Source organism: Vibrio bivalvicida, from assembly GCF_001399455.2.
Classification (GTDB): Bacteria; Pseudomonadota; Gammaproteobacteria; order Enterobacterales; family Vibrionaceae; genus Vibrio; species Vibrio bivalvicida.
The window spans coordinates 18,525-32,216 of sequence record NZ_LLEI02000027.1; the positions used below are offsets into that span (position 1 = coordinate 18,525).

Genomic DNA, 13,692 nt, shown 5'->3' on the forward strand with positions numbered 1-13,692 from the left:
TAACAAGACTCAGGCGATTCGAGTATCGTGATTGGAAGAAAGAAAAGTTATAAATATGATTAAACGTTACCTAGCCCAAATATTTATCGCTTTGGGTATACTTGTCAGCCTGCCTGTTTTAGCCCAAGAAGAAGGCGCTCCTAAGCTCGCTTACTTTACCTTAGAGCCAGATCTGACCACAAACTTTTACACCAAAGGAAAAAAGCTTGGCTACATCCAAGTACGTATCGACATCATGGTCGCTAATGAAGCAGATCTTGGTATTATCGAACTTCATCAGCCCTTAATTCGCGACGCAGTGATCGAGCTACTTGGCAAGCAATCTGAAGATACCATTACCTCTCTAGCGGGGCGAGAGGATCTACGCAAGACTCTGGTTGAACAACTCAATGCAACGTTGTTGCCAGAAACAGGCAAAACCATTATCGCTGATTTATTGTTTACCAAGTACTTGTATCAGTAGCTCAGTTCCCCTTATTCAAACGGCGCTCCACGCGCCGTTTTTTATTACCTCTTTTTCGCTCTACCCGCATCAATCAAGCCAAACACTATACCTGATAGCAAGCCAACTAAATGCGCGGTATTCGCGATCGCCATATAAGGCTGAACAAAACCAAGTACTAACCACACCAACATAAAGCCAATAATAGGTTTGGGCATACCCAAGCCGAGCTGTGGTGCTTTATAACCCAACATCCATAAGTAACCCACTAATGCGTAAACCACACCGGATAAACCACCGAAATTTGCACCTTCAACCCAATATTGCCCCGCTCCTGATAAAGCCGCGGAAACTACAAACAGTTGCAATAATTTAGTCGAACCCAGTCTTTGCTCAATATCTCCACCTAACTGCCACCACCACAGCAAGTTAAAGGCAATGTGCATGATAGAGAAGTGCAGCACAGCATGGCTAACCCAGCGCCACAGCTGCCACTCTTGCCCAGCAAAAGCAGGAAAGTGTAGAACAGCAAAAACACCTTCACCTGAACCTAATTGCTGCATAGCGAAAATCACTAGACAGACCACCATAATTGACAAAGTTACAGGCCCGGCTTTCGCTTTTATCAGCGCCAGCATGCTCGGCGACTGATAATTAAACTGGTTCTTACGGCTTTCAGCCATATCCCATGACGCGGCCTGATATTTACTAGCATTGGGATCTGATAGAAACTGCTTTAGCTCTGCTTCAGTTTCTACTTGATGTTGACGATCAGTAAGCCATAAAGCAAATTGCCCTTCTCCCTCAGGCATCATCTGGATATCTATATGACGTGCAGCCATATAGTCGATAAATGCTTGTGCCATACGCGGATTATTGAGGGTGATGAGTCGGTACATAAAGCTACCCTAAGTTAGATTGTGTCGGAAGCTCAGCCCTTTGCCATGCTTCAAAGCCGCCATCAACACTATACACCTGCTCAAAGCCTTGGTTAATCAAATACTGTGCAGCACCTTGGCTACTAATACCGTGATAACACATCACAAGTACTGGCTGCTCAAACTCAACCTCTTCCATAAAAGCCACCATAGTGTCATTTGTTAAGTGGAAGGCATTTATAGCGTGAGACACCGCAAAAGATTGAGGGTCGCGAATATCAACCATTCGTGCATCTCCCTGCTGAAGAAGGTCTTGCGCATCGCCGACATCAATATGCTTAAACTGATCCATGAACTTTCTCTTTTATATTGTAATAAGCAATACCCTAACAACCTCAAGGTTATAGGTGTACTAGGTATGGCTCCATTGTAACCTATCCAGTGGTTAACAAGTACACGAGGTCAGTAAGGTTATCCACCAGCGATCATAAATCCACCAACTGTGGATAAATCTGTGGATTGCGTTGATAAAGTATCTTGCTTCTTTTTGATCCACTATATGTAGTAATGATCATTATTTTATTGTGTGTAAAAGTAAAACTATCCCCATCGAAGAACTCGTCGAAATGCCTTTATCTACCCTGCTTTCTGACAGATAGCAAAGAAATTTACCACAGAGTTACCCACAGGCAAGATGAGAGAAACTCGATCCCTTTCCTAACGATTAGAGCAATAAATGATCAGCAATAAAAAAGCCGAGATCATGAGATCTCGGCTTTCGATGTTCTTGCGAAAAATCAGTGGTTAGAATTCGCCTACCGCTGCTTTTAACTTTTTCATTGCGTTCTTTTCTAGCTGACGAATTCGCTCAGCAGATACGCCATAAGTCTCAGCTAGCTCTTGAAGCGTTGACTTGTTATCGTCTAACCAACGTGAACGCACGATGTGCTGACTACGTTCATCTAAACTCTTTAGAGCTAAACTCAAACGATTATTCGTGTGTGCTTCCCAGTTTGCAGCTTCAACATTGTCTGCAACATCAGAAAACTTATCTTCTAAGTACACCATAGGGGCAGTGTATGAAGCATTTGAGTCGTCGTCATCGGTTGGCATTTCAAATGTCGCATCTTGTGCAGCCAAGCGAGATTCCATTTCACGTACTTCTGCTGGCTCAACGCCTAGCTCACGTGCCACGGTTTCGACTTCACCATTGTTAAACCAACCAAGGCGCTTTTTCGACTTACGTAAATTAAAGAATAATTTGCGCTGCGCTTTAGTGGTTGCGATTTTCACAATACGCCAATTGCGCAGTACGTACTCGTGAATCTCTGCTTTGATCCAATGAACGGCGAAAGAGACCAAACGAACACCCACTTCAGGGTTGAAACGTTTCACCGCTTTCATCAGACCAATATTACCTTCTTGAACAAGGTCAGCCATAGGTAGACCGTAACCCGAATAACCACGAGCAACGTGTACAACGAAACGCAGATGCGAAAGGATTAAACCTTTTGCAGCCTCGATTTCACCGTCGTAATGCAGACGTTCTGCAAGTCCACGCTCCTCTTCAGGAGTTAGCATTGGATAGCTGTTCACTGAACGAATATAGCTGTCTAAGCTATCTTGTGTCACTACAGCCATTGGGTATGCTTGGTTAGCCATTCAAGTCCTCATCAATCTCTGATCTGGAGTATATTTTAACCCATCAATCTTGAACCTAAAATGAACAGGTTTCAAGCAGGGGTAGGTTATTATGCATAAACAATTCGTCTATACAAGAGAAAAAGTATACGGTAGCGTCTACTTTTTTCAATAGTATGACAACAGCAAAATAATCCGGTTCAATTAAACGGGTTCAATTTCTTTAAGATGACGCTGCGCTGAAACCTTTGCTGCTAAACAGCCAAGGAAGGTACCTAGCATGATAAGTAATAAGGACTCATCCCAGCTCAGACCGACCAATCTGAAGTGACTATCATACAAAAGTGCCAATTGCTCCACGCTACTATTCAGAAGAACTGTGATTACCGCTGTTAAAACCCAAGCGGTAATCGCTCCAATTAAACCTAACCACATTCCTGAATACAAATAGGGACGAAGAATATAGCTGTTGGTTGCACCAATCAGCTTCATGGTTTGGATCTCTTCTTTGTTGGCTAACACATTAAAACGTAATGTATTGCCAACAATTAAGAACACAGAACCAAGCATCAACACTGACAAGGTAATAACGATGCCACTGACAAGGTTCTTGATCGCATCCAGTCGAGTCAACCAATCTTCATCTAAACGGACATCGGTTATTCCATCTTCCATGGCGACGCGTGCCGCCAAACGCTTAATAGCTTCTTTATCCTCTTTACTCGGTGTAATCACCAACACACCAGGTAATGCATAGTCATCCAATAAACTCAGCGCCTGTTCAAAACCCGAATATTGACTCAGGTCATCTAGACCTTGTTGCGGAGAAATGTACTCAACTTTAGCCACATCAAGTGATGTTTCCAACTCGTCTTTAAGCACCATGATTCTTGCTTCTGGTGTGTGCTCCTTTATGTAAGCACTCACTTGCGATGGGCTAGTTACGTCAGTTGATGCCGCAGAAATATTCTTTCCCAGTAGATATAAAGCAGAAGGCATAGCAAGCGCCATTGAGATGACGGCTAAAGTCAGAATATTACCGAGCGGGCGTTGCCAAAACTCAGTCAATGAAAGCCGAGCTTGCTTTAAGTGAACAGTGAAAAAGCTGTCTTTCTTCACACGGTTTTTAGCTCGGGAGGTATTGCCATTCTTGTTGCGCTTATTACTGCCCATAGTCTTCAACCTCACTCAAAAAACCTTGGTTTAGCTCTAGGTGGCGGTATTGTGGGCGAGTATTCACTAACCCGATATCATGCGTGGCTAAAAGGATTGTCACGCCCGCACGGTTAAACTCTTCAAACAACTTCAATACTCGGCTAGAAAGCTCGGGATCTAGATTGCCAGTGGGCTCGTCGGCTAAAAGGAGGGTTGGGCGATTGACGACTGCACGGGCAATGCCAACGCGCTGCTGCTCACCACCAGACAATTGGCTTGGCAAACACTTCGCTTTATCAAGTAGCCCCGTTTTATCTAACGCCGCTGATACACGGCGTTTGATTTCATTTTCTGAGATCGACTCTATTCGCATTGGTAAAGCCACGTTATCAAATACGCTTCTGTCCATCAGCAAGCGATGGTCTTGAAACACGATACCGATATTACGGCGTAAGAAAGGGATATCCTTGTTTGGAATTCGAGTGATATCGTGGTCATTAAAGCTAATCTTGCCATCGGTCGGTCGCTCTATGGCACAAATTAGTTTAAGCAGTGTGCTCTTTCCCGCGCCGGAGTGTCCGCCGAGAAAGGCCATTTCACCACGACGAAGATGAAAGTCGACCTTCTGTAAAGCTTGCCGACCACCACGATAAGCCTTACTCACTTGCTGAAATTTTATCACCCGAAATCCCTCTTACGAACTTCTATACAGTATTTATACCCTAAGTAGTTGGAGCAGTTGCTTCCAATATGACGGGCATTAATCTTCGCGGCTAAATAATGCGTCAATAAACTCTTGAGTTTCAAATGGGCGCAGGTCATCAATGCCTTCACCCACACCAATGTAACGAATTGGAATCTGGAACTGATCAGCAAGCGCGAAAATCACACCACCTTTCGCAGTGCCGTCGAGCTTAGTTAGGGTAATACCGGTGAGAGGTGCTACGTCACTAAATAGCTTGGCTTGACTGATCGCATTTTGTCCAGTGCCCGCATCTAGGGTCAGCATTATTTCATGTGGTGCAGAGTCATCTACTTTCTTCATAACGCGGACAATCTTACGCAACTCTTCCATAAGGTTTGCTTTGTTCTGTAGACGACCTGCCGTATCAGCAATCACAACATCGACACCTTTAGCTATTGCTGATTCAATCGCATCATAGATAACCGATGCACTGTCAGCCCCAGTGTGCTGCGCTACAACAGGAACGTTGTTACGATCGCCCCACACTTGAAGCTGCTCGACCGCCGCGGCACGGAAGGTATCCCCTGCCGCAAGCATGACTTTTTTGCCGTCAGCTTGGAATTGTTTCGCCAACTTGCCGATAGTTGTCGTTTTACCGACACCGTTTACACCAACCATAAGAATCACATAAGGCGTTTTGGCGCTGTCGATCTCTAATGGCTTCTCAACATTGGATAGAATTTCTGCCATTTCTTCTTTTAGTAATCCGTACAGAGCCTCACCATCTTTAAGAGCTTGGCGCGTTGCTTTCTCGGTTAGGTTGTCGATAATTTTTAGTGTGGTATCCATCCCCACATCGGCAATCAATAATTGCTCTTCAAGCTCTTCGAACAGCTCATCATCGATCTGCTTACCTTTAAATAAGCCAAAGAAGCCTGCACCAATATTCGCTTTGGTACGTGCCAAGCTACGCTTTAAACGTGCAAAGAAGCTTTCAGTTGGTTTTTCTTGTTCAGCCACACGAGGTTCAACAGGCTGTACCACTTCATCAACTGCTTCTGCTTCTGCTTCTGCTTCTGCTTCTGCTTCTGCTTCTGCTTCTGCTTCTGCTAGTTCAGTTTTCGGCTGCTCAACTTGTTCGTCAACAACTTGTGTCTCTTCAACGACTTCTTCTACTGGATTTTGTTGTTCTTCAGCGGGTTGCTTGGTTTGCTCTTCATCGCCGAAACCAAGCCAAGAAAGTAATCCGCGCTTCTTTTTTTCCGTCATCTGGGGCTATCCTAGAACATCTTATGTAACTCGGGTTCTTTTCCGCAGAGATTATCCTCACACGGAAAAGGAAAATGACAACAAAGTGAAAAGTTTTCACTACCCATACGATGGTATACACTTTGTCATCAACAAATTTGGGCTGTATGTTAGCGCTCACAGCAGAGCGACTGGCTATAGTATCACTTTATTAGCGGTCAAAAAATCTATGGTAAGACGTCGCCAGCAAAACACATCACAAAAAAAGCCTTCAACTGGCTTTGTTCGTATTATTAGCGGTTTATGGAGAGGACGTAAACTCCCAGTTCATGATGCCGAAGGATTAAGACCGACGACCGATCGCGTGAAAGAAACGCTGTTTAACTGGCTCGCTCAGGATATTCCTCGTGCGAAATGCCTCGATTTATTCGCAGGTTCTGGAGGGTTAGGCTTTGAAGCCGCTTCACGCCAGGCTGAAATGGTCACCTTAATCGAGCTAAACCCAAACGCATTCCGTCAGTTAGAAAAAAATATCGCTTCCCTCAACACCAACAACTTGCAAGTGCATAATAGTGATGCGCTGAGTTATTTACAAAAACCAGGAACGCCGCATCATGTGGTGTTTATTGACCCGCCATTTCGTAAAGGCTTGCTGGATCAAACCATCGAACTGTTAGAGAGCAACGGTTGGTTGGCAGAGGATGCGATGATCTATGTTGAGACAGAGAAGGAACTCAACCTAGAGTGTATTCCTGCCCATTGGCACCTACATCGCGAAAAGAGTGCTGGCCAAGTGAGTTACCGCCTATTTGAAAGGCAGCCTAATCAATAAGGAAATATCGATGAAAATACTGCTTATGTTAGCCAAAGCCGGAATTGGTTTTGTATGGTTTATTCTTCTACTTAACTTTTTTGTGCCTTTTCCCGGCAAAGCAGCCATCGCGCTCTACATCATGACCGCTTTTCTGTTCATTATGCACGGTCTACAAATGGCGATTTTTATCGGTGCCTTTGGCGACAAAATAAAAATGAGCAGTTGGGAGAAGTGGTCCATTTTGGTCTTTGGCATATTTGCTTTGCTCGACATTCGTCGCAAGCATATGAGTTAACAAAAAATGCCGCTTGAATCAGCGGCATTTTTATCTGCTGAAAACCTTAGCCAAGGTAGCTCTTCACACCATCTAAGAACATCTGGGTGGAAATCATTATCAGCAGCAGCCCCATCAAACGCTCAACCGCTTTTAGTCCTCGTTCACCTAAGATACGGTGGAAGAAGTTGTAGAACATCAGAATAAAGAAGGTCACCCCCCACGCAGCCAATACCGCGGCAGATAACTCAAGCAACTTATCAGGGTGTTGACTGGAAAGAAGTAATAGGGCTGCGAGTACAGACGGCCCTGCAATCATTGGAATGGCCATGGGGACAATGAACGGCTCTTCACCTGCCGCAAGACCTGTAATGCTACCACCACTCGGGAAGATCATCTTAATAGCAATAATGAACAGAATAATACCACCAGAAATACTCAAAGTTTCTGGCTGCACATGCAAAAAGTTCAAGATGCTCTTACCGGCAAACAGGAATAGCATCAAAATGCCAAGCGCAAAAAACAGCTCACGGATAAGAACTTTGCGCCTGCGCTTAGGATCTAGGTGCTTGAGGATAGACAAGACAATAGGAAGGTTGCCTAACGGATCCATGATCAAAAACAGCATGGTCGCGGCGGAAAGTATGTCCATAAAAGCCTCCAGAAAATCGTGATAAGTCTAACCGCATAAAAAGTCGGCGAAGTATAGCAATCTCGTTCAACGATTTGGAGGCATTACGGCAATTTATCTAGCAAATAGAAACAGTCGTAACTCTAGCTTGATAAACTTGCTTTAGTGACTGCACACTCGCTCTGCATTGATCATCCATACGCCATCCTCAACAATCACCTTTTCGCGCTCTATAAAGAACTCAAGTAAGCTATCGAGGTTGAATCCATTACACTTACAAGTACGAAAACGCGCTTGCTCACCAAATGCTTCACTCACTGCCAGCTCTAACTCTGACTTCGACATGGGCCGCTCTCTTAGCAAGTTTAGAACGTTGTGGGCATGAATTTCAGTCGACATGAGCATTCCTCAATAATGTATTTGTATTGAGGATACCGTCAAACAGGAAAGTTTCTTTGATTTTAGATAATCAGCGAAGCAGTAATCAATGAGTGCGCCAGCAAATAACTGCCGGAAATCAGATAGCGTCCTTTGTAGATAGAATGTCTGTAGTCATGTATCGCCAGTAAAGCTGCCGACAAAGTTAAGGTTATTGAACCCACAAACCCCACAGCACTCGCGATACCACCATTGATCAACCATACCTCACCTGCTGCCCAGTTAAGTTGCAGCAAGACGATTCCCATCATCACCACAGGAAAAATTAATCGATCTATCTTAGGCAGCAGTAAGAAAAAGCTTACCACGCCTATCCCTAACAACATCGCAGGTAACCACCAGACGATGTCACCAGCAAGCTTGGACCAAAATGATGCACTGTAAAAAAGTTGTGCGATAACAAAGCCAGTAAAACAGAGCTTAAGATGTTTTCTATAGATGTAGAGCCAGTCTGCCATCATAGAAATGATTAGGCCAAGCGATACCCACCAAACTGCCGCTCCTACAAGACCTTCTTTGCTCCAGAGCATCACCACTAGCATTAGCAGCGACATTGTTTTAAACATCGCGGCTTGTCTTATGTGATTGCTTTCATTAGCGGAAATACTGATATACCCAGACAGGGCAACTGATAGCCAGCTCCACATTCGAACACCTCAATAAAAATGAGCTGCTAGTGTAGGCAGAGCATCTTATATGTCCACCGCCAATAGGCAAAACTTGGATCTCGATAATACTTATACCTCTCTAGAGTTAGCTCACCTCAAGTCACGCTTAAAACTCGCCTCTCTGTCATGTAAGTGGTCAATTGCTCTAATACTCTCTGATGCAGGGTTAAACCATTACCAGCAATCCAAACAGCCAAAAACACACCCTTTAAGCTCAAAAACAACAACACAAAAACAATAAACCATAAATAACAGCAAGTTATGAAAACCAAACTATAACGAACGGTGTCTCATTTTCCATTTTTATCGTTAAATCATCCGCTTATTGGCAAACGTCTTACTCTGCCCATTGTCAATCAACGACAAAATACAGTCATAAAATTGTAAATTGACACACAACCCAAACTGAAGAATCAAACCACCCAAAACATACAAAAAAACCTACAGCAACAACTTGAAAACATGCAAAAAACTTTTAAAAACAACCACATAAAAACTCACACAGTAATAATCGTCTAGTTTTCACGCAAACAGCCAACGATAAAAAACAAGAATAGTCACGACAAAATCGCCTAATCAGCCAAGAAAAGTTATATTTTTAAGGCTTATCCATTAAATAACTTGATCTAACCACTAAAATACTGCTATTCTTTAAAACATATCGTAAAACATCAATTTAAAGGAGCAGTGCCATGATTTCTTCCTCACAAAAACAAGGACTTGTAATGATCGCAGTCGTCGTTGGTTTAATGACACTGCCGATGATGTACTAAGAAAAGTAGACATAAATAAAAAGGGACGCAATTGCGTCCCTTTTTATTTTCTGGCGATTGAGCGTACGTTTATCAGCTAAAAGTTAGCCACTTGGTTAAACAAGTGCCACTTATAATAAATGCCATTTTTACGGTGTAAGCTATAAATGTTTGGATAAGATGTCCCAATGCGCATAATAAAACAGTAATGCCGCCAAAGTTATAAGCGTCATCAACGTAATTGCGGCTCTCCAAATGAATCGGCTACTTCTTGGCGTAAGTTCTTTTTCACATTCATCGCATACGCTGAGAAAGTCCCTACGACTGTCGAGCTTAAAATCATCTTCGTGAACCACCTTGTTACGGATGGTCGCGATATATCTCAGCTTATCAATCACATCATGAGGCAAGCGCTCTTCGCAACTGGTGATAAGCTGGTGCATTCCCTTACCGTCAGCATGATATTGCGTTCGGAGGAGTTTCTCGATTCTACGTGTTCGAGTGACCACTTTTTCAATATCAGACATAGTTTCCCTCCATCGCTATTAAGTTTAGGGGCTGTTTGATCTTTCTTCTATCTACTGTCCCACTTTTTATGCAAGTTTTAAGTAAATTTGTGTAAAAGAATCAATAGCTAAACAGAAACCCGTTTCCCTTACGCACCTCAGGGTGTGATATGCCTCGAATATTCTTATGCTATTGTTCACTTTGTTTCTACAGCAAGAGCCGTGCCCAACACATAATATGGATTCTCGATAATATATAGAGGAGACGATTGAAAAAGAGACCCCATCATGTCGCTACCATTGCTATTTACCTTTGTCGTGATTTTCGCTCTAGCGAGCGGCTGGGCATTCGTTCATTTCTATCGTAAACACATCCAAGGTGAAAATGCTCCTGAGCAAAGCGCAGAAGTGACCGTTCTTGATAAACAATCGATCGCTGTCGAGGATGCCAAACCAGGAGAAGAAGACCAAGAGTATTGGATTTACGTTCAAAAAGGTCGTATTGGGCCAAAGCGTGAATTCCAAGTGGGCATTCACTACTTCCACGCTCTAAGCCCGGGCGATCAAGGTACTTTAACTTATCAAGGTGACAAGTTTCTTCACTTTGCGATGAAACGCTAAGGTAGTAACCAACGTGTTCGCGAAGATTGAGAAAGTAACCAACTTAGTGTTAATGCCCCCGCTCCACTGAGCACAATCCATAGTGGGATAACCCACGCGGGGTGGCCTTGATGCCAAGCAAACTCCTTCATAGGCCAGAGGAATATCGGATGAAGAATATAGATACCTAAACTGTGCTGGCTGATAAACCCGATCACTTTATTTGATGCTTCTGAAAGCCCCTCCCCAAAGTAGCGGCAGAGCATAAAGATCATACTCGCGGCCAGTACGACATTAAGAGTCTTGTACGAGAGCCATCGACCAACGGTATATTCATCTACAGCCAGACTATCAGTAATCACTGTATAGCCAGTGGCAAACAATGCCGTTAATCCAAGCACAGTAAATAATGCAACATAAACCTTGGTCAAAGGCACTCTCTGATATAGTAAATAGCCTAGTGGTAGATAGCCACTGTACAACCACAGCTCATAATTCCAAGGCCCGTCGATTCTCAATAGAAACAGCAAAGTGGTCGCTAACCAAACAGCGACAAACGCGTACAGCGCACTGTCACCATATTGCCTAACCACCACCTGAAAAAACGGAATAACAAAATAGAGCGGAATAAAATAATAGAAGAACCCCAAGTGGTAATAAGTAGCATGGGTAGCGCTGTCTGCCAAAACCTGCTTCACTTGAGCGGCATCAAAGCCATTAAGTCTCCAACCTGACAGATACGCATAGAACAGTGACCATATTAAAAAGGGAACGAGGACCTTACCCAAACGCCTTTTGACATAATATTTGGCATCGAAGGGACGCTTGTCACTGAGCATCAATGCCCCGGTGATTAAGATAAACACAGGCACCGCCCAACGGCTGACGCTATTCACGCCGACAGCAGTAGCCCACTCACCAAAAGGGATCTGCCCAAGTTCGTGGCGGTACGGAGCAAGAACGTGAATCGCAATCACCGCAACCGCAGCTACGCATCGCAGTAAGTCAAAAAACAGAACTCTTTCTCTCATGCCACTCCCCTTGTACTAATAACCTATTGAATATAGCAATAAAAAAGCTGACCTAAGTATTACCTTGGTCAGCTTTTAGTCATGAAACAGTAGGAAATTTCTACGCTGTCGCGATTTGTTTAATCTTAGGTAGCTTAATCGAAATGACGGTCGTCAAAGCAAGGAAAGCAAAAGAGACCCATAAGCACGCAGCTAAACCGGCCATCTGGAACACAAACCCTGAAAGGATAGTACCAATCAAACGCCCCATCGCATTAGCCATATAGTAGAAACCGACATCAAGCGATACACCATCGCCTTTTGCATAGCTGACGATCAGATACGAGTGTAGCGAAGAGTTGACGGCAAAAATAGCACCGAAAACCATCAAGCCTCCAACAATCACTAATTGTGGCTGCCAACCAACTTGTACAGCATAGGCGATACCCGCCGTGACAATAGCAAGCCCACCTGCCCATAGCATAGCGGCATGGCCATCCGGCACTTTACCTTGAGCCTTACCCGTGATCTTAGGGGCGATACCTTGGACAAAGCCGTAGGCAATCGTCCAAACAGCAAGGAAACCACCTACCCATGAGTGATCCCAACCAAATACACTGCCAAGGTAGATGGGCAGAGCTATCACAAACCATACATCACGAGCACCGAATAGAAACAGCCGTGCTGCCGAGAGGATGTTAATTGATTCTGACTTAGAGAATATCTGCTTAAATTTGGGCTTAGTTTTCGCTTTACCCAAATCCGCTTCTAAACTCAATACACTTCCAATGAACACCAGTGTTAATACACCCGCCATGGCAAGCACGGCATATTTGAAGCCAATGGTAGAAAGCAGAAGGCCGCCAACAAAGAACCCCGCACCTTTTAATGCGTTCTTTGATCCCGTTAGAATAGCAATCCACTTATACAGTGAGCCTTGCTGCTGATCCGGAACCAATGTCTTGATTGAGCTTTTAGCACTCATCTTGTTGAGATCTTTAGCAATACCAGATAGTGCTTGTGCGGCCATGACCCAAGGGATAGTCAGCCATGCATTTGGTACCGCAAGCATTGACAGCGCGACTATTTGCATTGCAAGTCCAAGATTCATGGTTTTATTTAAACCGAGTCTCGCACCTAACCAGCCACCAATCAGGTTGGTGACTACGCCAAAAAACTCATAGAAGAGGAAAAGTGAGGCAATTTCTAACGAACTGTAGCCTAAATCATAGAAGTACAGCACCACCAGCATACGTAGCGCACCATCCGTGATGGTGAAATTCCAGTAGTTGAATGTCACCAACATATACTGGCGCACATTTTTGCTGAGATTGGAGAACATAAGGTGAAACCCTCTCAATTGTGCAGCGAATAGAGCTTTTGATCACCCATGTACCAAAAGCACCATAAAGATTATTGGTTAGCTACCGCTGTAATGTACTCAAGTTGCACTGGCTTAGTGAAAGCACCTGGCCGCAGCGCTTGAACTTCACGAACGATATCTTCCAGTTTCCACTGCTTTTCGAGCAATAGGTGGGCAGCAAAAAGCCCTGTACGACCAGAGCCCCCCATACAGTGCATCGCTACTTTACCGCCGCTATCAACGATTTTGTGTAACTCAGGGCTAGCGGTTTGCCACTTAACGGCAAACTCAGCACCTGGTGCGCAGTCATCTTCAATCTCAATTTGGAACCACTGCATACCAAGTTGCTGCGTTTTAGCCCCAAGCTCTGAGACATCTTTGCTGGCAAGTTCAGCGTCGTCTAATGCGGTCACAATCGCTTCAACACCTTGCTGTTGTAATTGTTTAAGCGAGCTGTCCAGATCAACACCTTTCGTCCCTGGACATGGAGTAAGCACTAACGCTCCGTTTTCTACATCTAATTGCCATATTGGATGTGTCATCGTCATCAATCTCTTAAAATTCTTATAGAACCAATACTTAAAATA

Annotated in this window: 17 protein-coding genes; 4 read left to right on the forward strand and 13 right to left on the reverse strand. The window is 44.1% G+C overall.

Going from position 1 to position 13,692, the window contains the following annotated elements; translation table 11 throughout:
- Positions 1–55: 55 nt before the first annotated feature.
- Entirely contained in the window at positions 56–463 is a 408-nt protein-coding gene (locus APB76_RS10130; protein WP_054963395.1) for a flagellar basal body-associated protein FliL, read from the forward strand.
- Positions 464–507: 44 nt separating this feature from the next.
- On the opposite strand, the gene glpG is transcribed toward APB76_RS10130, so the two are convergent.
- From glpG to ftsY, 6 genes are all read right to left on the reverse strand, one after another.
- Positions 508–1,341, reverse strand: coding sequence for a rhomboid family intramembrane serine protease GlpG (glpG, locus tag APB76_RS10135; protein ID WP_054963394.1), 834 nt, complete (start codon positions 1,339–1,341; stop codon positions 508–510).
- A 4-nt stretch (positions 1,342–1,345) separates the two neighbouring features.
- Entirely contained in the window at positions 1,346–1,672 is a 327-nt protein-coding gene (gene glpE / locus APB76_RS10140) for a thiosulfate sulfurtransferase GlpE (RefSeq protein ID WP_049845302.1), read from the reverse strand.
- Positions 1,673–2,124: 452 nt separating this feature from the next.
- Positions 2,125–2,982 carry an RNA polymerase sigma factor RpoH gene (rpoH, locus tag APB76_RS10145; RefSeq protein ID WP_049845301.1) on the reverse strand — a complete coding sequence of 286 codons (858 nt, stop codon included), beginning with the start codon at positions 2,980–2,982 and terminating at the stop codon, positions 2,125–2,127.
- A gap of 183 nt (positions 2,983–3,165) precedes the next feature.
- Complete coding sequence (gene ftsX / locus APB76_RS10150; protein WP_049845300.1) at positions 3,166–4,134, reverse strand: permease-like cell division protein FtsX; 969 nt, start codon at positions 4,132–4,134, stop codon at positions 3,166–3,168.
- Positions 4,124–4,798 (reverse strand): cell division ATP-binding protein FtsE, encoded by a 675-nt coding sequence (ftsE, locus tag APB76_RS10155; RefSeq protein WP_049845299.1) that lies wholly within the window; start codon positions 4,796–4,798, stop codon positions 4,124–4,126. The genes ftsX and ftsE overlap by 11 nt, the downstream gene beginning before the upstream one ends.
- A gap of 78 nt (positions 4,799–4,876) precedes the next feature.
- Positions 4,877–6,070: a signal recognition particle-docking protein FtsY gene (gene ftsY, locus APB76_RS10160; RefSeq protein ID WP_064429700.1), complete on the reverse strand. Its 1,194-nt coding sequence runs from the start codon at positions 6,068–6,070 to the stop codon at positions 4,877–4,879.
- A 208-nt stretch (positions 6,071–6,278) separates the two neighbouring features.
- On the opposite strand from ftsY, the gene rsmD reads away from it, so the two are divergent.
- Positions 6,279–6,881 (forward strand): 16S rRNA (guanine(966)-N(2))-methyltransferase RsmD, encoded by a 603-nt coding sequence (rsmD, locus tag APB76_RS10165; RefSeq protein ID WP_054963407.1) that lies wholly within the window; start codon positions 6,279–6,281, stop codon positions 6,879–6,881.
- Positions 6,882–6,891: 10 nt separating this feature from the next.
- Complete coding sequence (locus tag APB76_RS10170) at positions 6,892–7,158, forward strand: DUF1145 domain-containing protein (RefSeq protein ID WP_049845297.1); 267 nt, start codon at positions 6,892–6,894, stop codon at positions 7,156–7,158.
- Positions 7,159–7,204: 46 nt separating this feature from the next.
- Here APB76_RS10170 and APB76_RS10175 read toward each other — a convergent pair whose 3' ends face one another.
- The 4 genes from APB76_RS10175 to APB76_RS10190 form a co-directional block, all read right to left on the reverse strand.
- Positions 7,205–7,789 (reverse strand): YhgN family NAAT transporter, encoded by a 585-nt coding sequence (locus APB76_RS10175; protein ID WP_049845296.1) that lies wholly within the window; start codon positions 7,787–7,789, stop codon positions 7,205–7,207.
- A 141-nt stretch (positions 7,790–7,930) separates the two neighbouring features.
- Positions 7,931–8,167 (reverse strand): YecH family metal-binding protein, encoded by a 237-nt coding sequence (locus tag APB76_RS10180; protein ID WP_054963392.1) that lies wholly within the window; start codon positions 8,165–8,167, stop codon positions 7,931–7,933.
- A gap of 62 nt (positions 8,168–8,229) precedes the next feature.
- Positions 8,230–8,853 carry a lysoplasmalogenase gene (locus APB76_RS10185; protein ID WP_054963391.1) on the reverse strand — a complete coding sequence of 208 codons (624 nt, stop codon included), beginning with the start codon at positions 8,851–8,853 and terminating at the stop codon, positions 8,230–8,232.
- Positions 8,854–9,787: 934 nt separating this feature from the next.
- Positions 9,788–10,153, reverse strand: coding sequence for a hypothetical protein (locus tag APB76_RS10190; RefSeq protein ID WP_049845293.1), 366 nt, complete (start codon positions 10,151–10,153; stop codon positions 9,788–9,790).
- A 267-nt stretch (positions 10,154–10,420) separates the two neighbouring features.
- Between APB76_RS10190 and APB76_RS10195 the strand changes: the two genes are divergently transcribed.
- Positions 10,421–10,753 carry a DUF2500 domain-containing protein gene (locus APB76_RS10195; RefSeq protein ID WP_054963390.1) on the forward strand — a complete coding sequence of 111 codons (333 nt, stop codon included), beginning with the start codon at positions 10,421–10,423 and terminating at the stop codon, positions 10,751–10,753.
- Here the strand turns inward: APB76_RS10195 and APB76_RS10200 are convergent.
- The 3 genes from APB76_RS10200 to APB76_RS10210 form a co-directional block, all read right to left on the reverse strand.
- The gene (locus APB76_RS10200) at positions 10,750–11,763 is read right to left on the reverse strand and encodes an acyltransferase (protein WP_054963389.1); all 1,014 of its coding nucleotides are present in this window, start codon (positions 11,761–11,763) and stop codon (positions 10,750–10,752) included. The genes APB76_RS10195 and APB76_RS10200 overlap by 4 nt on opposite strands.
- A gap of 100 nt (positions 11,764–11,863) precedes the next feature.
- Entirely contained in the window at positions 11,864–13,084 is a 1,221-nt protein-coding gene (gene arsJ, locus APB76_RS10205) for an organoarsenical effux MFS transporter ArsJ (protein WP_054963388.1), read from the reverse strand.
- 71 nt (positions 13,085–13,155) lie between these two features.
- The gene (locus APB76_RS10210; protein WP_054963406.1) at positions 13,156–13,647 is read right to left on the reverse strand and encodes a cyclin-dependent kinase inhibitor 3 family protein; all 492 of its coding nucleotides are present in this window, start codon (positions 13,645–13,647) and stop codon (positions 13,156–13,158) included.
- Positions 13,648–13,692: the final 45 nt, after the last annotated feature.

Coding starts and splice junctions, on each gene's coding strand:
- ftsY (WP_064429700.1), bottom strand. CDS start 6,070: ATGACGGAAAAAAAGAAGCGCGGATTACTTTCTTGGCTTGGTTTCGGC.
- rpoH (WP_049845301.1), bottom strand. CDS start 2,982: ATGGCTAACCAAGCATACCCAATGGCTGTAGTGACACAAGATAGCTTA.
- APB76_RS10185 (WP_054963391.1), bottom strand. CDS start 8,853: ATGTGGAGCTGGCTATCAGTTGCCCTGTCTGGGTATATCAGTATTTCC.
- ftsX (WP_049845300.1), bottom strand. CDS start 4,134: ATGGGCAGTAATAAGCGCAACAAGAATGGCAATACCTCCCGAGCTAAA.
- APB76_RS10170 (WP_049845297.1), top strand. CDS start 6,892: ATGAAAATACTGCTTATGTTAGCCAAAGCCGGAATTGGTTTTGTATGG.
- APB76_RS10190 (WP_049845293.1), bottom strand. CDS start 10,153: ATGTCTGATATTGAAAAAGTGGTCACTCGAACACGTAGAATCGAGAAA.
- APB76_RS10175 (WP_049845296.1), bottom strand. CDS start 7,789: ATGGACATACTTTCCGCCGCGACCATGCTGTTTTTGATCATGGATCCG.
- APB76_RS10180 (WP_054963392.1), bottom strand. CDS start 8,167: ATGTCGACTGAAATTCATGCCCACAACGTTCTAAACTTGCTAAGAGAG.
- APB76_RS10210 (WP_054963406.1), bottom strand. CDS start 13,647: ATGACACATCCAATATGGCAATTAGATGTAGAAAACGGAGCGTTAGTG.
- APB76_RS10200 (WP_054963389.1), bottom strand. CDS start 11,763: ATGAGAGAAAGAGTTCTGTTTTTTGACTTACTGCGATGCGTAGCTGCG.
- APB76_RS10195 (WP_054963390.1), top strand. CDS start 10,421: ATGTCGCTACCATTGCTATTTACCTTTGTCGTGATTTTCGCTCTAGCG.
- APB76_RS10130 (WP_054963395.1), top strand. CDS start 56: ATGATTAAACGTTACCTAGCCCAAATATTTATCGCTTTGGGTATACTT.
- glpE (WP_049845302.1), bottom strand. CDS start 1,672: ATGGATCAGTTTAAGCATATTGATGTCGGCGATGCGCAAGACCTTCTT.
- rsmD (WP_054963407.1), top strand. CDS start 6,279: ATGGTAAGACGTCGCCAGCAAAACACATCACAAAAAAAGCCTTCAACT.
- arsJ (WP_054963388.1), bottom strand. CDS start 13,084: ATGTTCTCCAATCTCAGCAAAAATGTGCGCCAGTATATGTTGGTGACA.
- glpG (WP_054963394.1), bottom strand. CDS start 1,341: ATGTACCGACTCATCACCCTCAATAATCCGCGTATGGCACAAGCATTT.